At 69.1% G+C, this 17412-nt stretch carries 20 protein-coding genes; 9 read left to right on the top strand and 11 right to left on the bottom strand.

From position 1 onward, the window contains the following. Window positions 1–3 precede the first annotated feature (3 nt). Both greA and KZC52_RS05325 read right to left on the bottom strand, forming a co-directional pair. Window positions 4–492, bottom strand: a complete 489-nt coding sequence (gene greA / locus KZC52_RS05330; RefSeq protein ID WP_247623017.1) for a transcription elongation factor GreA — start codon at window positions 490–492, stop codon at window positions 4–6. A gap of 96 nt (window positions 493–588) precedes the next feature. Continuing rightward, window positions 589–975 (bottom strand): DUF4307 domain-containing protein, encoded by a 387-nt coding sequence (locus KZC52_RS05325; RefSeq protein WP_247623016.1) that lies wholly within the window; start codon window positions 973–975, stop codon window positions 589–591. A gap of 68 nt (window positions 976–1043) precedes the next feature. On the opposite strand from KZC52_RS05325, the gene KZC52_RS05320 reads away from it, so the two are divergent. Further along, a complete protein-coding gene (locus KZC52_RS05320; protein ID WP_247623015.1) occupies window positions 1044–1343 on the top strand; it encodes a hypothetical protein in 300 nt (99 codons plus the stop codon). Between the two features lie 4 nt (window positions 1344–1347). Here KZC52_RS05320 and trhA read toward each other — a convergent pair whose 3' ends face one another. Beyond that, window positions 1348–2034: a PAQR family membrane homeostasis protein TrhA gene (gene trhA / locus KZC52_RS05315; protein ID WP_247624710.1), complete on the bottom strand. Its 687-nt coding sequence runs from the start codon at window positions 2032–2034 to the stop codon at window positions 1348–1350. Between the two features lie 144 nt (window positions 2035–2178). On the opposite strand from trhA, the gene KZC52_RS05310 reads away from it, so the two are divergent. The 3 genes from KZC52_RS05310 (at window position 2179) to phoH2 (ending at window position 5684) form a co-directional block, all read left to right on the top strand. After that, on the top strand, window positions 2179–2958 hold the full coding sequence (locus KZC52_RS05310; protein WP_247623014.1) for an isoprenyl transferase: 780 nt from the start codon (window positions 2179–2181) through the stop codon (window positions 2956–2958). Between the two features lie 54 nt (window positions 2959–3012). Continuing rightward, window positions 3013–4143, top strand: a complete 1131-nt coding sequence (locus KZC52_RS05305) for an aminotransferase class V-fold PLP-dependent enzyme (protein WP_247623013.1) — start codon at window positions 3013–3015, stop codon at window positions 4141–4143. 158 nt (window positions 4144–4301) lie between these two features. Then, window positions 4302–5684: an RNA 5'-3' helicase PhoH2 gene (gene phoH2 / locus KZC52_RS05300; protein ID WP_282185340.1), complete on the top strand. Its 1383-nt coding sequence runs from the start codon at window positions 4302–4304 to the stop codon at window positions 5682–5684. A gap of 73 nt (window positions 5685–5757) precedes the next feature. Here phoH2 and KZC52_RS05295 read toward each other — a convergent pair whose 3' ends face one another. The 5 genes from KZC52_RS05295 to xseA are packed head-to-tail and all read right to left on the bottom strand — an operon-like array spanning window position 5758 to window position 10004. Then, window positions 5758–7152, bottom strand: a complete 1395-nt coding sequence (locus KZC52_RS05295) for a class II fumarate hydratase (RefSeq protein WP_247623012.1) — start codon at window positions 7150–7152, stop codon at window positions 5758–5760. Then, window positions 7149–7808 carry a carbonic anhydrase gene (locus tag KZC52_RS05290; protein ID WP_247623011.1) on the bottom strand — a complete coding sequence of 220 codons (660 nt, stop codon included), beginning with the start codon at window positions 7806–7808 and terminating at the stop codon, window positions 7149–7151. Before KZC52_RS05290 ends, KZC52_RS05295 begins: the two co-directional genes overlap by 4 nt. After that, window positions 7805–8443: a DUF4245 family protein gene (locus tag KZC52_RS05285; RefSeq protein ID WP_247623010.1), complete on the bottom strand. Its 639-nt coding sequence runs from the start codon at window positions 8441–8443 to the stop codon at window positions 7805–7807. Before KZC52_RS05285 ends, KZC52_RS05290 begins: the two co-directional genes overlap by 4 nt. Continuing rightward, complete coding sequence (locus KZC52_RS05280; RefSeq protein ID WP_247623009.1) at window positions 8440–8670, bottom strand: exodeoxyribonuclease VII small subunit; 231 nt, start codon at window positions 8668–8670, stop codon at window positions 8440–8442. The genes KZC52_RS05285 and KZC52_RS05280 overlap by 4 nt, the downstream gene beginning before the upstream one ends. Window positions 8671–8726: 56 nt before the next feature. Then, a complete protein-coding gene (xseA, locus tag KZC52_RS05275; RefSeq protein ID WP_247623008.1) occupies window positions 8727–10004 on the bottom strand; it encodes an exodeoxyribonuclease VII large subunit in 1278 nt (425 codons plus the stop codon). A 158-nt stretch (window positions 10005–10162) separates the two neighbouring features. Here xseA and KZC52_RS05270 point away from each other — a divergent pair, with 158 nt between their 5' ends. The 3 genes from KZC52_RS05270 to KZC52_RS05260 all read left to right on the top strand — a co-directional run bounded on the left by KZC52_RS05270 (window position 10163) and on the right by KZC52_RS05260 (window position 12721). Further along, window positions 10163–11161, top strand: a complete 999-nt coding sequence (locus KZC52_RS05270; protein ID WP_372491557.1) for a 4-hydroxy-3-methylbut-2-enyl diphosphate reductase — start codon at window positions 10163–10165, stop codon at window positions 11159–11161. A gap of 2 nt (window positions 11162–11163) precedes the next feature. Further along, window positions 11164–11955: an IclR family transcriptional regulator gene (locus tag KZC52_RS05265; RefSeq protein ID WP_247623006.1), complete on the top strand. Its 792-nt coding sequence runs from the start codon at window positions 11164–11166 to the stop codon at window positions 11953–11955. Window positions 11956–12196: 241 nt separating this feature from the next. Next, a complete protein-coding gene (locus KZC52_RS05260) occupies window positions 12197–12721 on the top strand; it encodes a DUF6264 family protein (protein ID WP_247623005.1) in 525 nt (174 codons plus the stop codon). Window positions 12722–12805: 84 nt separating this feature from the next. On the opposite strand, the gene fbaA is transcribed toward KZC52_RS05260, so the two are convergent. Further along, window positions 12806–13834 carry a class II fructose-bisphosphate aldolase gene (gene fbaA / locus KZC52_RS05255; RefSeq protein WP_247623004.1) on the bottom strand — a complete coding sequence of 343 codons (1029 nt, stop codon included), beginning with the start codon at window positions 13832–13834 and terminating at the stop codon, window positions 12806–12808. A 187-nt stretch (window positions 13835–14021) separates the two neighbouring features. Here fbaA and glpX point away from each other — a divergent pair, with 187 nt between their 5' ends. Further along, window positions 14022–15008: a class II fructose-bisphosphatase gene (gene glpX, locus KZC52_RS05250; protein WP_247623003.1), complete on the top strand. Its 987-nt coding sequence runs from the start codon at window positions 14022–14024 to the stop codon at window positions 15006–15008. Between the two features lie 181 nt (window positions 15009–15189). Next, the gene (locus KZC52_RS05245; protein WP_247623002.1) at window positions 15190–15477 is read left to right on the top strand and encodes a hypothetical protein; all 288 of its coding nucleotides are present in this window, start codon (window positions 15190–15192) and stop codon (window positions 15475–15477) included. Here KZC52_RS05245 and KZC52_RS05240 read toward each other — a convergent pair. Further along, entirely contained in the window at window positions 15458–16717 is a 1260-nt protein-coding gene (locus KZC52_RS05240) for a DNA recombination protein RmuC (RefSeq protein WP_247623001.1), read from the bottom strand. The genes KZC52_RS05245 and KZC52_RS05240 overlap by 20 nt on opposite strands. Window positions 16718–16764: 47 nt before the next feature. Beyond that, window positions 16765–17358 (bottom strand): 3'-5' exonuclease, encoded by a 594-nt coding sequence (locus KZC52_RS05235; protein ID WP_247623000.1) that lies wholly within the window; start codon window positions 17356–17358, stop codon window positions 16765–16767. Window positions 17359–17412: the final 54 nt, after the last annotated feature.

The raw sequence follows: 17412 nt of genomic DNA, 5'->3' as shown, positions 1-17412 counted from the left end.
GTGTCAGCCGGTGTACGTCTCGACGTTGACGATCTCGACCGAGATCGAGCGCCCATTGGGAGCCTCGTACGACGACTTCTCGCCGACCTTCAGGCCGAGGATGGCCTGTCCGAGCGGGCTGGCCTCGCTGTACACGTCGAGGTCGCTACCGACCGCGATCTCGCGGCTGCCGAGGAGGAAGACCTCTTCGCCGCCGGCGACGAGCGCCGTGACGACCGTGCCGGGCTCGACGACGCCGCGGCTGGCCGGTGCCTCGCCGACCTTGGCGGTCTTGAGCAGGTTCTCGAGCGTGCGGATGCGCGCCTCCTGCTTGCCCTGCTCGTCCTTCGCGGCGTGGTAGCCGCCGTTCTCCTTGAGATCGCCCTCTTCGCGGGCGGCCTCGATGCGCTTCGCGATCTCGTCGCGGCCCGTGGTGGAGAGGTTCTCGAGCTCGGCGACGAGCCGGTCGTAGGCTTCCTGCGTGAGGAAGGGAACCTGAGCGTCCGTGGACATGACGAAGCTCCTTCTTTCGGTATCGCTCCCGCTCGCGGCGGGGGATATGCCAAGACGCCCCGGCACTTGCCAGGGCGTCGTCGTTCTGCGTCGAGTCTAAGCGACCCAGCAGGTGTTCACCAAACCTGTCGTGGCCTCGGCCACGGTCGGGATGGTGGCGGCGAGGGCCTGCGCGTGGCTGTCGCCGGCGGGGATCTCGACGACCTTCCACCCGACCACGCCGAACTCCTCGTCGAGGGCCTCGACGATGCAGACCACGTCCTTGCCCTGCACGCCGGTGATCTGGAACCGCACGTCGACGCTGTGCTCGTCGACCAGCGTGTATCCCAGGTCGTCGGCATCGACCTGGTTCATCGACTGCGCCACGATGCCCCACCCGTAGCCGCCGACGAGCAGGATCGCGACGATTCCGGCGATGATCCAGGGGGCGCGGCGCCTGCGGGTGCGTCCGTACCGTTCGTCGAGCTGCTCTGGGGTCGTCACGCTGCAGGTCTCCCGATCGTTAGGCTGGTGATTACAGGTTATGCGACCTGCGTACGAAAGGCCGATTCATGCTCGCTCTGTCCGAGACCCCGATGCCGACGCCCACGATGACCGTCGACCCGGAGTCCGTCACCCCCGGCTTCGTCGGGTTCGCGGCGATCGTCGTGGTCCTGATCGCCGTCATCCTGCTGATCTGGGACATGAACCGCCGTATCCGCCGCGTGCGCTACCGCGAGGAGGTGCGCGACGAGCTCGACGCCGAGGAGGCCGCCCGCGCCGCCGACGAGGCGACCGAGACGGATGCCGACCTGCCGATCGTGCGCGAGGGCGACGACGATCCTGCAGACGACGGTCCGCGCCCGGCCTGACCGATCAGGCGGGTACGCCGAGCGAGGGCGACAGCGGTGCGAGGGCGATCAGCAGGCACGCCGTCCAGTGGCAGAGGAATGCGAGCACCGTGCACACGTGGAAGATCTCGTGGAAGCCGAAGTGCCCGGGCCACGGGTTCGGCTTCTTGAGCGCGTAGACGATCGCCCCGCCCGTGTAGAGCAGTCCGCCCACGATGACGAGCACCATCATGGCGACGTTCGCGTTGAGCAGGTCGACGATGTACATCACGGCGGCCCAGCCCAGCAGCAGGTAGAGCGCGACGTACAGCCATCGTGGGGCGTGGATCCAGAACACCCGGAACAGGATCCCCAGCAGGGCGCCGCCCCAGACCAGGAAGAGCAGCAGCGTGCCCTTCTCCGGCGGGAGGGCGAGCGTCGCGAGCGGCGTGTAGGTGCCGGCGATCAGCAGCAGGATGTTCGCGTGATCGATGCGCTTGAGCACGATCTTCGTGCGCGGGCCCCAGTTGAAGCGGTGGTACAGGGCGGAGTTGCCGAAGAGCAGCAACGATGACGCCATGAACACCGCGGCGGCCCACTTGGCGGGCGCTCCCTCCGAGAGCACGATGAGCACGACGCCCGCGGCGATCGCCACGGGGAAGGTACCGGCGTGGACCCATCCGCGCCACGAGGGCTTGACCTCGATCACGGCATCGGCTGCGGCAGCCTCCATGAGGGGCAGCTGAGGGAGGTCGGGGCCGGAGTCTTCGGGAGTGCTCACGTGCACACTCTATGCGCGGTGGCATTCCGCCGGCCGTACATGTCCACAGCATCCGCACCGGCGGCGAGGGGGAGGACGCTGTAGCGTAGGAAGGTGATGTCAGGGGATAACCAGGGGCGTGGGCCGCTGTACCGGCTCTACAGCAACCGGCTGCGCCGCCGCCTCGATCCGGCGTCCGTTCCGCACCACATCGCGATGATGATCGACGGCAACCGTCGGTGGGCACGACAGCTCGGCTACGCCACGGCCGCTCACGGACACCGTGCCGGTGCGATCAAGATGCGCGAGTTCCTCGGTTGGTGCGATGAACTCGGCGTCCGCGTGGTCTCGCTGTACCTGCTCTCGAGCGACAACCTCCTCAAGCGCGACTCGGCCGAGCTGGCGGATCTGATCGAGATCATCGCCGATCTCGCCGAGGGCCTGTCGTGGGAGGGCAACTGGCGCGTCAAGCACGTCGGGCGCTCCGACATCCTTCCGACGGATCTCGCCCGGGTCCTCGCCGATGCCGAGGAGCGCACGAAGGACCACACGGGACTCCACGTCAACCTGGCCGTCGGCTACGGCGGCCGGAACGAGATCGTCGACGCCGTGCGCAGCATCCTGGTGACGCACGAGGCGTCCGGCGGCACGATGGAGGACCTCGCGGCGCAACTCACGCCGGAGATGATCGGGGAGCACCTCTACACCGGAGGACAGCCGGATCCCGACCTCGTGATCCGCACGAGCGGCGAGCAGCGCCTCAGCGACTTCCTCCTGTGGCAGAGCGCCCATAGCGAGTTCTACTTCGTCGAGGCTCTCGGACCGGACCTGCGCGAGGTCGACTTCCTCCGGGCGATGCGCGACTTCGCGGATCGGGACCGTCGTTTCGGGCGGTGACGGGACGCCCGAGAGGGAGTCGTCACCGTGCCGGCATCGTGCCAGACTTACTCGGTGAGCACCATCCACGACTACTTGGCCACGTTCGACGTCGAACCCGGTTATCTCAACTGGGCCGCATTCGGACCGTTGTCGCCATCGGTGCGCGAGGAGGTCTTCGCCGACGCCGACCTCCTCGGCAGCGGACGCCCCGCCTCGCTCGCGCTCGTCGCGGAGCGCGTCACCCAGGCGCGCGAGGTCGTCGCCGACATCCTGCAGGCGGATGCCGAGGACGTGACGGTGCAGCCGTCGTCGACCCAGGGACTCGCCCAGGCGCTCTACGGCGCACGGGGCACGGTGATCGCCTCGACCGCCGAGTTCCCCAGCGTCAGCCTGACGCTCGATCGCGCGGCCGCCTTCTCGCAGGGCACGGTCGTGCCGCGATGGATCGACCCGGCCGACGGCCGTGTGACCCCGGATGCCGTCGCGGAGGCGCTCGACGACGATGTCACCGCCCTCGCCGTGAGCCACGTCGACTTCCGCACGGGCTACCGTGCCGACCTCGCGGCGCTGCGGGAGGTGATCGGCCCGGACCGATTGCTCATCGTCGACGCCGTGCAGTCCTTCGGCATCGTCGACACCGACTTCCGCGTCGCCGACGTCGTCGTGGGGCACGGTTACAAGTGGCTGCGCGCCGCGCGCGGGACCGGCTTCGCCTGGTTCTCGGATCTGGCGCGCGAGCGCCTCGCCCCGGTGCTCAGCGGGATCACCGGCACCGAGGGGGAGGGGCTCGCGGTCGACGAGCGCCCTGCGCCCGCGGCATCCGCTCGCGCCTTCACGACCAGCGGTCCCGACACGCTCGCGGCGGGTCGCCTGGCCGTCGGCGCGCGCACCGTGCGCGATGCCGGGATCGCGGCGATCGAGGAGCATCTCGCTGGCCGCGTCGACGCGGTCATCGAGATCGCCGACCGGCACGGCATCACGGTCGTCTCTCCGCGCGAGCGTGAGCGGCGCGCGGGGATCGTCGCCCTCGCGCCGGAGGAGCCTGCCCGCCTCGCGGCCGCACTCGCCAACGCCGGTGTCGTGGTGACCGCTCGTGGTTCGGCGGTACGGGTGGCCCCGCATGCCGGCACCGACGACGAGACCATCCGGATGCTCGACGACGCGCTCGCCGGATTCGGCAACGAGACGTTCACCATCGCGTAACACTTCGCTGGCGTGTCGAGCCGAGGAAAAGTCGGCGGCTGGTCGTACCTTCAAGGCATCGGGCATGGTGCCCGATCGGGTCGGCCACAGGCAAGCGACTCGTGACCCCCTGGTCGACTCGTTCGAATAGCCGGGATTCCCCGGGTCGGGAGTGGGTCGTGACCACACGTTCAGCGCAGCAGTCCACCAGCACCGCGCAGCAGTCCACCCGTCAGTCGAATCGACGGGCGTCGTCATCGGATCCGGATCAGGATCTCCGCACCTACGTCCTCGACACCTCGGTTCTGCTGAGCGATCCGCAGGCGTTCTTCCGATTCGCCGAGCACTCCGTCGTCCTCCCGGTGGTCGTGATCACCGAGCTCGAGGGCAAGCGCCACGACCCCGAGATCGGATACTTCGCCCGACAGGCGCTCCGGCACCTCGACGACCTTCGCATCGAGCACGGGCGTCTCGACTTCCCGGTCGAGGTCGGCGAGGGCGGCACGCTCCGGGTGGAGCTCGCCAACACCGACTCCTCGGTGCTCCCCGCGGGCATCCGCCTGAGCGACAACGACACCCGCATCCTGTCGGTCGCGATGCATCTCGCCCAGGACGGCCAGGACGTCACGATCGTCTCGAAGGACCTGCCGATGCGGGTGAAGGCGGCGTCGCTCGGGCTCCGAGCCGAGGAATACCTCGCCGAGCAGGCGATCGACTCCGGCTGGACCGGCATCTCGACCCTGAACCTCTCGGGCGACGACATCAGCGACCTGTACGAGAGCGAGGTCGGCATCAGCGAGGAGGCCCGCGGTCTTCCGGTGAACACCGGCCTCATCATCCACTCGGAGCGGGGTTCCGCCCTCGGACGGGTGACCGGGGAGGGCGAGTACAAGCTGGTTCGTGGCGACCGTGACATCTTCGGGATGCACGGGCGCTCGGCCGAGCAGCGGATCGCCATCGACCTGCTCACCGACCCCGACGTCGGCATCGTCTCGCTGGGTGGTCGTGCGGGTACCGGCAAGTCGGCCTTGGCGCTCTGCGCCGGGCTGGAGGCCGTGCTGGAACGGCAGCAGCAGAAGAAGATCATCGTCTTCCGTCCGCTGTTCGCGGTCGGCGGGCAGGAGCTCGGATACCTCCCGGGCGACCAGGGCGAGAAGATGGGGCCCTGGGGTCAGGCGGTCTTCGACACGCTCGGCTCGGTGGTCTCGGGCAATGTGATGGAGGAAGTCGTCGAACGCGGCATCCTCGAGGTCCTGCCGCTCACGCACATCCGTGGCCGTTCGCTGCACGACGCCTTCGTGATCGTCGACGAGGCCCAGTCCCTCGAGCGCAATGTGCTCCTCACCGTGCTCAGCCGCATGGGTCAGAACTCGCGGGTCATCCTCACGCACGACGTCGGTCAGCGCGACAACCTCCGCGTCGGACGCCACGACGGCATCGCCAGCGTGATCGAAACGCTGAAGGGACACGACCTGTTCGCGCACGTCACGCTCATGCGCTCCGAGCGCTCCGCGATCGCGGCCCTGGTCACCGAACTCCTCGAGGGCGGTGAGCTGAGCTAACGGTCCGTCTCATCCGAGAAGGCAAAGAACGCCGGCCCCGAAAGGGACCGGCGTTCTTGCGTGGTCGGACGGATCAGCCCGGGTGCGTCATCGACAGCAGATCGAGCTTCTCGTCGAGCTGCGCGAGGGTCAGGTCGCCGCGCTCGACGTAGCCGAGATCGATCACGGCGTCGCGCACCGTGATGCCCTGGGCGACCGCGTGCTTGGCGATCTTGGCGGCGGCCTCGTAGCCGATCAGCTTGTTCAAGGGCGTCACGATCGACGGGCTCATACCGGCGAACGCGGCCGCGCGGTCGAGGTTCGCCTGCAGGCCGTCGATCGTCTTGTCGGCCAGCACGCGCGAGGCGTTGGAGAGCAGACGGATCGACTCGAGGAGCGCCGTACCCATGACGGGGATGGCGACGTTCAGTTCGAACGAACCGGATGCTCCGGCCCAGGCGACGGTCGCGTCGTTGCCGATCACGCGCGCGCACACCATCAGCACGGCCTCCGGGACGACCGGGTTGACCTTGCCGGGCATGATCGACGAACCGGGCTGCAGATCGGGGATGTGCAGCTCGCCGAGACCCGTGTTCGGGCCGGAGCCCATCCAGCGCAGATCGTTGTTGATCTTGGTCAGCGAGACGGCGATCGTGCGCAGGGCACCGGATGCCTCGACGAGACCGTCGCGGTTGGCCTGGGCCTCGAAGTGGTCCTTCGCCTCGGTGATCGGCAGTTCGGTCTCGGCCGCGAGCAGTGCGATGACCTTCTGCGGGAAGCCGAGCGGGGTGTTGATCCCGGTGCCGGTGGCGGTGCCGCCGAGCGGGACCTCCGCGACGCGGGGGAGCGCCGACTGCACGCGCTCGATGCCGAGACGCACCTGACGGGCGTAGCCGCCGAACTCCTGGCCGAGGGTGACCGGGGTCGCATCCATGAGGTGGGTACGACCAGACTTCACCGCGTCCTTCCACAGCTCGGCCTTGGCCTCGAGTGCCACGGCGAGGTGGTCGAGCGACGGGATGAGCGTGTCGATGAGCGCCTGGGTCACCGCGATGTGCACCGAGGTCGGGAAGACGTCGTTCGACGACTGCGAGGCGTTGACGTGGTCGTTGGGGTGAACGTCCGCGCCGAGGATGCGCGTCGCCAGCGTCGCGAGCACCTCGTTCATGTTCATGTTCGACGACGTGCCCGAGCCGGTCTGGTAGGTGTCGACCGGGAACTCGCCGTCGTGGGAGCCGGCGGCGACCTGGTCGGCGGCCTGCGCGATGGCGTCGGCGATGGCGCCGTCGAGCGTGCCGAGCTCCTTGTTGGCGAGCGCGGCGGCCTTCTTGATGCGGGCGAGGGCTGCGATCTGCGTCGACTCCAGCCCCTTGCCCGAGATCGGGAAGTTCTCGACGGCGCGCTGCGTCTGCGCCCCGTAGAGCGCGTTCACGGGCACCCGCACTTCACCCATGGTGTCGTGCTCGATGCGGTACTCGGTATCGGTCATTCCGAACCCTCCTGCGTTTCGGGGTCGATCCCCACGGTGATGACGGGCACGGCCGTGCCCTCGGCCAGACGGTAGTTGGCGCCGACGATGCCCAGGCGGCCCTCGGTGACGGCGCTGCTGATGATCTCGGACGACTGCAGCAGGTCGGCGACGGTGTTGCGCAGGTGCTCCTGGCCGACGAGTTCGGCATCGATCTCGGCGACCGTCGTGCCGCCGCTCTCGGCGAGCACCTTGCGCGCGGCCGGGACGATCGGGGCGATCAGCTTCCAGATGTGCGGGGGCACGGGTGCCGCGTCGATCGCGGTGCCGTCGATCGCGGCGCGCACGGCACCGCAGGAGTCGTGGGCGAGAACCACGATGAGCGGCACGTTCAGCACCGCCACCGCGTACTCGAGGCTCGCGACGATCGATTCGCCGATCACCTGGCCGGCGTTGCGCACGACGAACAGGTCGCCGAGTCCGAGGTCGAAGATGATCTCGGCGGCGAGACGCGAGTCCGAGCATCCGAACAGGGTGGCGACCGGGTTCTGGGCCTCGGCGAGTCCCTTGCGGCGGGCGACGTCCTGATTCGGATGCCGCGGCTCCTCGTTCACGAAACGGCGATTGCCGTCGCGCATCTGCTTCCAGGCTGCGGCCGGGGTCAGGTCGTGCGTCATGAGGCCTCCGAGAGGGTGCGGATCTGGGGGGTGAGCGAGGCGGCCAGCTCGGCGGTGGAATCGGCCGACCGCGAGCCGTAGAGCAGCACGTAGTCGTCACCGGCCTGCGTGCCGAGGGCGTAGGAGATGTTCGAGGCCGAGTCGCCGGGGGTGAAGACGTCCCACTCGATGCCGTCGATCGTGACGGTGTCGGTGGGCGCCGTCCCCTCGAGGCGCTGCGGTGCCCAGCGGGAATCGGCGTCGAAGGCCTGGGCGACCTTGATGAACCCGCGCTCGTCCTGGGCGGCAGGGGCGAGCGTGATGTCCCACACGACGGTGGCACCGCTCTGCAGCTCGGCCGCGTTCACCCGCCAGAAGTCGCCGAGTTCGGGCACGATCACCGCGCTGTCCATCGTGTTCTCGACGTCGGCGGCGATGCCGGTGAGATCGACGGACGGCGCGGATGCCGGCTCACCGCGCGGGACGGCGAAGATGATCACGGCCAGCACGGCGAGCGTCGCCAGCAGTGCGGCGATGAGACTGCGCACGGTCTGGCTCGACCGGTAGGCCTTGCTCGACGCGGCCTTGCGGGCGGCCGTCTCCTCCGGGGTCTCGGGGCGTCCGAGTTCCGCGACGATGGGAGCGGGCTTGTTCATCGCTCGTCCCCGTCGTCGGCAGCGGCGCGGGCGGCGTCGAGTCGGCGCTTGGCGCCGAGGAGCCATTCCTCGCAGCGGGCCGCCAGGGCCTCACCGCGCTCCCAGAGCGCCAGCGACTGCTCGAGGGTCGGCGCGCCCTGTTCGAGTTCGGCGACCACGGTGACCAGCTCGTCACGAGCGGCCTCGAACGTCAGCGTCTCGACAGGGGTATCGTTCAGCGCGCTCACTCCTCCATCCTACGGCGTGCCGTTGCGATCGGTGAGCGGGCGTGGGCCGCGCTCGATCAGGATGCCTCGGCGATCTCGCCCTCCGACCGCGCGGCCACCGAACCCCGATCGACCGTGATGGTCAGGGCGCTTCCGGCCGGGGCATCCGCCGCATCGCGCAGGATCACACCGCCCTCGAGATGCGCGATCGCGTAGCCGCGCGCGAGCGTCGCCGCCGGTGACAGCGCACGCAGGGATGCCCGCAGTTCGCTCGTGCGGCGACCGGCGGCATCGAGGTCGCGGGTGAGGGTGTCGCGACCCCGCGAGAGCAGCAGCCACACCTCCTGCGCGCGGGAGTCGATGATCGGGGCGGGGGAGCGGAGCACGGGGCGCGAGCGCAGCTGTTCGAGCTGCGCGATGTCGTGCGACAGGCGCTGGGTGAGCCGCGAGGTCGCCCGGGAGCGCAGCTGTCCGATCAGGGCGCGCTGCTCGCCGACATCCGGCACGACCCGCTTCGCGGCATCCGTCGGGGTCGACGCGCGCAGATCGGCGACGTCGTCGAGCAGCGGGTGGTCGTTCTCGTGCCCGATCGCACTCACGACCGGCGTCGAGGCGGCGGCGACGGCGCGCACCAGGCGCTCGTCGCTGAAGCCGAGGAGGGTCTGCGGATCGCCGCCGCCCCGGGCGATGATGATGACGTCGACGTCGGGATCCGCGTCGAGACGGGCGAGGGCCGCCAGCGTGTCGGGAACGCAGCGCTCGCCCTGCACCGCCGCGTACTCGGTGCGGAAGCGCACCTGCGGCCAGCGCAGCTCGGCGTTGCGGTGCACGTCCTTCTCGGCGTCGGACCTCTCGCCCGTGATGAGTCCGATCACGTGCGGGAGGAACGGCAGCCGCTTCTTGCGCGAGGGGTCGAAGAGGCCTTCCTGACGCAGCTGCGCGCGCAGCTTCTCGAGCCGCTCGAGCTGGTCACCCAGCCCCACGTGCTTCATCGAGGAGACGGTGAAGCTGAAGTCGCCGGCCTTCACGAAGTAGTCGGCCTTGACGGCGGCGACGACGTGATCCCCGATCCCGAGGTCGGCGGGAATGCGCCCTCGAACGCTCGACCACACGCGGATCGAGATCTGCGCATCGGACTGCACGTCCTTCAGGCGCGCGAAGACGTTGCCGCCGCGCACGTTCCAGGAGGTGATCTCGCCCTCGACCCACACCGTGTTCCAGCGCGCGACGAAGTCCCGGATGGTGGCGTTCAGCCGGGCGACGGAGGTCGGGGCATCCGCCGTCGAATCGCGGGGCGAGACGGCATCCGCCGGCGGGTTCTCGCCGGGGCCGGTGGCTGCTTCGAAGACCGTCATCTGCTCTCGTCCCTGGGGGTTGTCGTGCGGGGGAGGATTCCCGGCTTTCTCAGGGTGGACGCCGGTAGAATCGAGGGGTGACCTCGACTGCCGTTCATCTCCCCATCCCTCGCCTCCCACGCGTGCGTGCGGCGGCCGGGAGGCTTCAGGATAACGCGGTGGCCGGACGCAAGCGCGTGCTGCTCGCCGCGCCGCGCGGATACTGCGCGGGTGTCGATCGCGCCGTCGTCGCCGTCGAGAAGGCTCTCGAACGCTACGGCGCTCCGGTCTACGTGCGCAAGCAGATCGTCCACAATATCCACGTGGTGAGCGAGCTCGAGGCCAAGGGGGCGATCTTCGTCGAGGAGGTCGACGAGGTTCCGGCCGGGGCGCACGTGGTCTTCAGTGCGCACGGCGTCTCGCCGGCCGTCGTGAACGCGGCATCCGACCGCGGCCTGCACGCGATCGACGCGACCTGCCCCCTGGTCACCAAGGTGCATCGCGAGGCCGTGCGCTTCGCCCGTGACGACTTCGAGATCCTGCTCATCGGTCACGACGGGCACGAAGAGGTCGAGGGCACCGCGGGTGAGGCTCCGGATCACGTGACGATCGTCAACTCGCCGGACGAGGCCGACACGGTCGTCGTGAAGGACCCGAACAAGGTCGTGTGGCTGTCGCAGACCACGCTCTCCGTCGACGAGACGATGGAGACCGTCAACCGCCTGCGCACGCGCTTCCCCGAACTGCACAACCCGCCGTCCGACGACATCTGCTACGCGACGCAGAACCGTCAGGTCGCGATCAAGAAGGTCGCTGTCGGTGCGGATCTCGTCATCGTGGTCGGCTCCGCGAACTCCTCGAACAGCGTGCGCCTGGTCGAGGTCGCGCTCGAGTACGGGGCCAAGGCCGCGTACCGCATCGACTACGCCGAGGAGATCCAGCAGGAGTGGCTCGACGGCGTCGAGACGGTCGGCGTGACGAGCGGGGCATCCGTTCCCGAGGTCCTCGTGCGCGAGGTGCTCGACGCGATCGGCGACGCCGGCTACCGCGACGTCGAAGAGGTGAAGACGGCCGAGGAGGACCTCATGTTCTCGCTGCCGAAAGAACTGCGTCAGGATGCTTCGGGCAAGCGCGACGATCGGGCCCTGGGCGGACGCGCGACCGGAGGAGGCGCATAGCGTTGAGCGCCGCCGAGGCGGAACCCACGCTCATCGGATCGGTGCAGCGGGCTCTTCGCCTGGTCGACATCGTCGCCAACTCTCCCCGTCCGTTGCCGACCAAGATGCTGGCGGCGATCACCGGGCTCACGCCCGGCACCACCTACAACCTCGTGCGCACGCTCATCCACGAGGGGTACCTGTCGGCCGAACCCGACGGGCTCGTGCTCGGGGCGCGATTTCCGACCTTCCAGCGCGAGATCGACACCCGCGGAGTCTTCCTCGCCCGCGTACGGGCGGCGCTGCGGTCGGTCACCGACGAGGTCGGGGCCACGGCGTACCTCTCACGTTACGACGACGGGGAGATGCACCTCATCGACATCGTCGACGCCGAGCAGAACCCGCGTGTCGAGCTGTGGGTCGGACTGCAGTCGAGCGGGCACGCGACGGCGCTGGGCAAGCAGATCCTGGCGGAGCTTCCCGATGACGACCGTCTCGACTACCTCTCGCGTCATCGTCTCGAGGAACTCACTCCTCGGACCATCAGCGATCGGCGCACGCTGCTGACGCAGCTCGAGCATTCCCCGGGGTGGACCCTCGACCAGGAGGAGTACGTCATCGGCGCGACCTGCGTGGCGGTGCCCGTCATCGCGCCCAACGTCACCGCCTCACTCGCGATCTCGCTGCCGTCGGATCAGGCGATCGTCGACCGCGAGCTGGTGGCGAAGCTGCAGAGGGCGGCCCGGCGGCTGTCGATCCAGCTCGGGGCGGATGCGCTCGGCGGGGGCGATCCCGGGCCGGAGTTCACTATCTGAAAAACCTCAGTGGCAGAGGATTCCGCCGTTGCCTATCCTTGTAGGCGTAGGCGTCTGTGCATCACGGCACTACGGGTTGCGAGCAGGATCCCCAGTCCCTCGCAACTGACTGGGATGAGGATGCGTCCCCAGCGCTCCTCGTCCGCGGCCCCGAGAAGTCCCCACTTCTCCGGGGCCGCCACCATTATCGGAGGACCTTCCGCTGGGAGCCCGGGACAGGCGCGGCCGTTAGCATGGCGGGATGAGCGAACAGCGGCCCCAGTACGGCGAGATCGCCACTCCCGAGGAGCAGCGGCGTGCCGCCGGTCTCCCGCCTCTCTCCGAACTGCCGCCGGTCGAGCCGGCTGTCGCGCTGCCGGCCGCGGACGCCGCTACGGATGCACCCCGGCGCGCGCACCCGGTGGACCGCTTCGTGACGATCGGACTTCTCGCCTACGGGCTGGTGAACGTCGTGGTCACCGGTCTGCAGTACCTCGACCTTCCCAACGTGATGAACCAGGTGTTGTCGGTGCTGGGCGCCTCCGGCGAGTTCACCAATTTCGCACAGGGCAGACTCTGGGGGACGATCGCCTCCGTGGTGCTCATCACCGGGTGGGCGCTGACGGCGACTCTCTCGATCCGTCGCCTGCGCCGCGGGAAGCTCACCTGGTGGCTGCCCCTGGTCGGTGCCGTGGTGACGCTGGGCATCGCGGCGATCTGCATCGCGATCCCGATGATGGGAGACCCCGCGTTCGTCGCCTACATGCAGGGCGGCACCGGCTCCTGATCGATCGCGCCCTGCCGCTACGCAGAAGAAGAAGAACGGGTGCCCCGCCTCGCGGCAGGGCACCCGTTCTTCTCGTGCGGTGGGTCAGCTCTTCGACTGACCGTACGAGCCCAGCTGGCGAGTGGACTCGATGACGCGGGCGGCCATCGCGGTCTCGGCGATCTTGCCCCAGGCGCGCGGGTCGTACTGCTTCTTGTTGCCGACCTCGCCGTCGACCTTCAGCACGCCGTCGTAGTTCTTGAACATGTAGTCGGCGATCGCACGCGTGTAGGCGTACTGCGTGTCGGTGTCGATGTTCATCTTGATGACACCGTTCGCGACCGCGGTGGCGATCTCCTCGTCGGTCGAGCCCGAGCCGCCGTGGAAGACGAGGTCGAGGGGCTTGGGGCCCGTGCCGTACTTGGCGGCGACCTCGGCCTGGATGTCGCCGAGCAGCTCGGGGCGCAGCTTCACGCCACCCGGCTTGTAGACGCCGTGCACGTTGCCGAAGGTGAGGGCGGCGATGTAGCGGCCCTGCTCGCCGAGACCGAGTGCCTGGACGGCCTGGTCGACGTCGGAGAAGGTCGTGTACAGGGCATCGTTCGAGCCCTCGTGCTGGACGCCGTCCTCTTCGCCGCCGACGACGCCGATCTCGACCTCGAGGATCGCGTTGATCGCCTTCATGCGGGGGAGGAGGTCCTTCGCGATCTCGATGTTCTCGGCGAGCGGCACGGCCGAGCCGTCCCACATGTGCGACTGGAAGATCGGGTTGCGGCCGGCCTTCACCTCTTCTTCGGAGGCGGAGATCAGCGGCTCGACGAAGCCGGCGAGGGCGTCCTTCGGGCAGTGATCGGTGTGGAGGGCGACCGTGATCGGGTAGTTCTTGGCGACCTCGGTCGCGAAGCGGGCGAAGGCGAGGGCGCCGGTCGCGCGGCCCTTGACGGTGTGGCCGGCGAAGTAGTCCGCGCCACCGGTCGTGACCTGGATGATGCCGTCGGAGCCGGCCTCGGTCAGCCCCTGGAGGACGGAGTTGATCGTCTGCGAGCTCGAGACGTTGAACGCGGGGTACGCGAAGCCGCCGGCCTTCGCGCGGTCGAGCATTTCGGCGTACTGATCCGGGGTGGCGACGGGCATGAGAACTCCTGCGGTAGATGAAGCCTGGGACAGCAGTCACTCTAGCCGGGAGCGTGGACGGATGCCGGGGGCCGGTGCGCGATGCCGGTGCGTGTCTCCTGCTGTTCTGTTAAGAAACGCAAATCCTTCACGGTCTCGACGGGGAAAACAGGGCATTTCGCCCCTGCCCGCTGGCTAGGCTGACCCCATGGTGAGTCTTACTGCTGATCTGAGCCCGCTTCGACCCGACCGCAACCTCGCGATGGAGCTGGTGAGGGCGACGGAGGCGGCCGCGATCCGCGCCGTGCCGTTCATCGGGCGGGGAGCGAAGGAGGCCGCCGACGGTGCGGCCGTCGACGCGATGCGCGCCTTCCTCGGCACGGTCGACTTCCAGGGGCGTGTGGTGATCGGCGAGGGCGAGAAGGACAACGCTCCGATGCTGTTCAACGGCGAGGTCGTCGGAACGGGACGCGGTCCCGAGTGCGACATCGCCGTCGACCCGATCGACGGCACCTCGCTCACGGCTGCGGGACGGCAGAACGCGCTCTCGGTCATCGCGGTCTCGGACCGCGGATCGATGCTCGATGCGTCGACCGTCTTCTACATGGACAAGCTCGTCACGGGGCCCGCAGGCGTCGGTGTCGTCGACATCCGCCTCCCGATCGGCGAGAACATCCGCCGCCTCGCCGGCGCACTCGAGAAGCCCGTCGACGAGATCGTCGTGTCGGTGCTCAACCGGCCCCGTCACGAGCAGCTCATCCAGGAGATCCGTGATGCGGGCGCGGGTACGCGTCTGATGAGCGACGGTGACGTCGCCGGTGGGATCAACGCGGCACGCCATGACGCGCGCACCGACATGTGCGTCGGCGTCGGCGGCAGCCCGGAGGGCATCGTCACCGCCTGCGCGATCAAGGCACTTGGTGGACACATCCAGGGACGCCTCTGGCCGCGCGACGATGACGAGCGCCAGCGCGGGATCGACGCGGGACTCGAGATGGATCGCGTGTACGAGGCGGATGATCTGGTGCAGGGCAACAACACGATCTTCGTCGCGACCGGTGTCACGGACGGCCAGCTCGTCGCCGGCGTGCGCCGCGAGCGCGGGTACGTGTACACCGAGAGCGTCGTACTGCGCGGGGCGTCGGGAACGCTGCGACGGATCGCCTCGGAGCACCTCGTCTCGAAGTGGTTGTGATCCTCGCGGGATGAGGCATCGAGGCTTCCGGCGCGTGTCGGGGGCCTCGGCATCGTTACCGACCCGGTATCCCTCCTGCGCGCCCGATCCTGCGATTCTTCGTGGGTCGTGTCAGACTTGAGCCTGGGTTTGTCGCCGAGGACGGAGCCATCTGGCACCGCAGGCACAGGAGGGCGAACACATGACCACGCCGCAGACACGCAGCTCGAAGGCCGCGCCGACGAAGATCGTCACCACCAACACCGGACGCATTCTCCGCGTGAGCGCGGCGGATGCCGAGGGCAGCATCGCGGCGGCCACGCCTGCTGTGCCTGCCGCTCAGCCGGTCGTCGATCCGGCTCGTCGCGCCGATGTGCTCTTCCGCAAGCGCCGTGCCGAGGGGCAGGAGATGAGCGCCTGGTGGATGATCGGGGCCTTCCTCGCGACCAGCGGACTCGTCATCATCCTGCTCAGTGGCGTTCCGGTGTGATCGGAGCGTCGATCCTGTCACGCACCGCACCGATCTCTGCCTGAACGGTCTCTTCGCGGACCGGTTCCTCGACCAGTTCTGATGCCGTGAATCGGCGCGCGCTCGCGGTGATGCGCGCTGGCTGGGCATCGAGCGTGGTCGCGTCGATGCCGGGGAACTGGCGTGCGGTCACGAGGACGCGGGTCTCGAGCGACCCGGCGAAGCGGTTGTAGCTGTCGACCGTGCGCTCCAGCGCGCGGCGGAGGTCGTCGGCATGACCTGCGAGGGTCCCGAGACGGTCGTACAGCTGCGTGCCGAGGTTCAGGAGCGTGCGGGCCTCGGTCGACACCTCCTGCTGCGTCCACGTGTACGCAACGGTCTTCAGGACGGCCCAGAGATTGACCGGGGAGGCGAGAGCCACGCGTCGACCGAACGCGTAGTCGAGGAGGGTCGGGTCCTCGTCGATCGCGGCGGCGAGCAGGGATTCGCTGGGGAGGAAGCAGATCACGAACTCGGGACTGGAATCGAGCCCGGCCCAGTACGCCTTCTTCGCGAGTGCATCGACGTGTGCGCGCACCGCCTTGACGTGCTTCTGCATGTGTACGCGGCGCTGGGCCTCGTGAGCATCGCCCGAGGGCAGCGCCGACGCCTCGAGGTACGCGTCGAGCGGCACCTTGGCATCGACGGCGATCGAGGCGCCGCCGGCGAGACGGATCACCATGTCGGGTCGGCCCTGCCCGCGGTCCGACGAGATCGTGGTCTGCAGGTCGAAGTCGACGTGCCGCGTCAATCCCGCCGCCTCGACCACGCGCCGCAGCTGGGTCTCGCCCCAGACGCCGCGCGTGGCGGTCGAGCGCAGCGCTCCGGCGAGCGACTCCGTCGTCGCGCGCAGCGCCTCATCGGACTCCTGCGCTCGCCGCAACTGCTCGGCGAGTGAGCCGAACTGGGCGTGGCGCTCCTGCTCGATCGTCGCGACCTTCTGCTGCATCTGCTGCAGGCTCTCACGCACCGGGGCGAGCGCGGTGAGCACGGCGTTCTGCTGCTGCACCCGCTGCGCCTCCGCTCGTTGCTCGACGCGCGCGTGCTCGACGGCATCGCGGTAGAGGTCGTACTGGCGATCGCGATCGTCGCGGGCCGCGGCGAGCTCGGCCTGTACGCGAGCGAACTCGGCGGCACCTCGGCCGGCGCGCAGGAACCAGCCGAGCGCCGCCCCGGCGCACAGAGCGGCGATGACGAGGAGAACGATCAGGGGAGCATCCATGTGCTCATGATGCCCCTGGCCACCGACATTGCCGGGAGGCGTCCCGGTCAGGCGACGGCGCGCTCCTCGCGGACGACCGGCGCGCCACCGAGTCGCACTCCCAAGATCTCGGCGAGCATCTCGACGTCCGAGGCCGCGGCGCGGCGCGCGGCATCGATCACGATCTGCGCGCAGGCCCGAGCATCCGCCAGCGCATCGTGATGCGAGAACTCGGCGAACCCGGCCGCTGCCGCCGCCTTCGGGAGGCGATAGGAGTCGAGCTGGTAGGTCTTGCGCGCGACCTGCAGGCTGCAGAGCGAGCGATACGGAGGGCATACGCCGCCGGTTGCCTCGGATGCGCGGCGGAGCACGTTGAGGTCGAAGCCGGCGTTGTGCGCGACGAGCACATCGGACCCGGCGAAATCGCACAGGCGGTCGAACTGCTCGGTCCACGTGGCGGCCGTGAGAACGTCTTCGGGCTGGATGCCGTGGATGCGGACGTTCCACTCCTGGAACTCGTCGTGCCCGGGCGGGGGCTGGATCAGCCACCCGGCCTGCGCCACGACCTCGCCGCCGCGCACGCGCACGAGGCCGACGGAACAGGCGGAGGCGGGGCTGGAGTTCGCCGTCTCGAAGTCGATCGCTGTGAAGTCCAGGGGCACGAATCCACTCTCGCCCTAGCGTCCAGTTCGCGGCGGGCGGCGCGCCGTATGCTG

The sequence above is a fragment of the Microbacterium galbinum genome (assembly GCF_023091225.1).
Classification (GTDB): Bacteria; Actinomycetota; Actinomycetes; order Actinomycetales; family Microbacteriaceae; genus Microbacterium; species Microbacterium galbinum.
The sequence above is the reverse complement of the archived record's forward strand: the minus strand, read 5'-3'. Positions and strand labels throughout refer to the sequence as shown.

Coding starts and splice junctions, on each gene's coding strand:
- greA (WP_247623017.1), bottom strand. CDS start 492: ATGTCCACGGACGCTCAGGTTCCCTTCCTCACGCAGGAAGCCTACGAC.
- KZC52_RS05320 (WP_247623015.1), top strand. CDS start 1,044: ATGCTCGCTCTGTCCGAGACCCCGATGCCGACGCCCACGATGACCGTC.
- trhA (WP_247624710.1), bottom strand. CDS start 2,034: ATGGAGGCTGCCGCAGCCGATGCCGTGATCGAGGTCAAGCCCTCGTGG.
- KZC52_RS05310 (WP_247623014.1), top strand. CDS start 2,179: ATGTCAGGGGATAACCAGGGGCGTGGGCCGCTGTACCGGCTCTACAGC.
- KZC52_RS05295 (WP_247623012.1), bottom strand. CDS start 7,152: ATGACCGATACCGAGTACCGCATCGAGCACGACACCATGGGTGAAGTG.
- KZC52_RS05290 (WP_247623011.1), bottom strand. CDS start 7,808: ATGACGCACGACCTGACCCCGGCCGCAGCCTGGAAGCAGATGCGCGAC.
- KZC52_RS05285 (WP_247623010.1), bottom strand. CDS start 8,443: ATGAACAAGCCCGCTCCCATCGTCGCGGAACTCGGACGCCCCGAGACC.
- xseA (WP_247623008.1), bottom strand. CDS start 10,004: ATGACGGTCTTCGAAGCAGCCACCGGCCCCGGCGAGAACCCGCCGGCG.
- KZC52_RS05260 (WP_247623005.1), top strand. CDS start 12,197: ATGAGCGAACAGCGGCCCCAGTACGGCGAGATCGCCACTCCCGAGGAG.
- fbaA (WP_247623004.1), bottom strand. CDS start 13,834: ATGCCCGTCGCCACCCCGGATCAGTACGCCGAAATGCTCGACCGCGCG.
- glpX (WP_247623003.1), top strand. CDS start 14,022: ATGGTGAGTCTTACTGCTGATCTGAGCCCGCTTCGACCCGACCGCAAC.
- KZC52_RS05245 (WP_247623002.1), top strand. CDS start 15,190: ATGACCACGCCGCAGACACGCAGCTCGAAGGCCGCGCCGACGAAGATC.
- KZC52_RS05240 (WP_247623001.1), bottom strand. CDS start 16,717: ATGGATGCTCCCCTGATCGTTCTCCTCGTCATCGCCGCTCTGTGCGCC.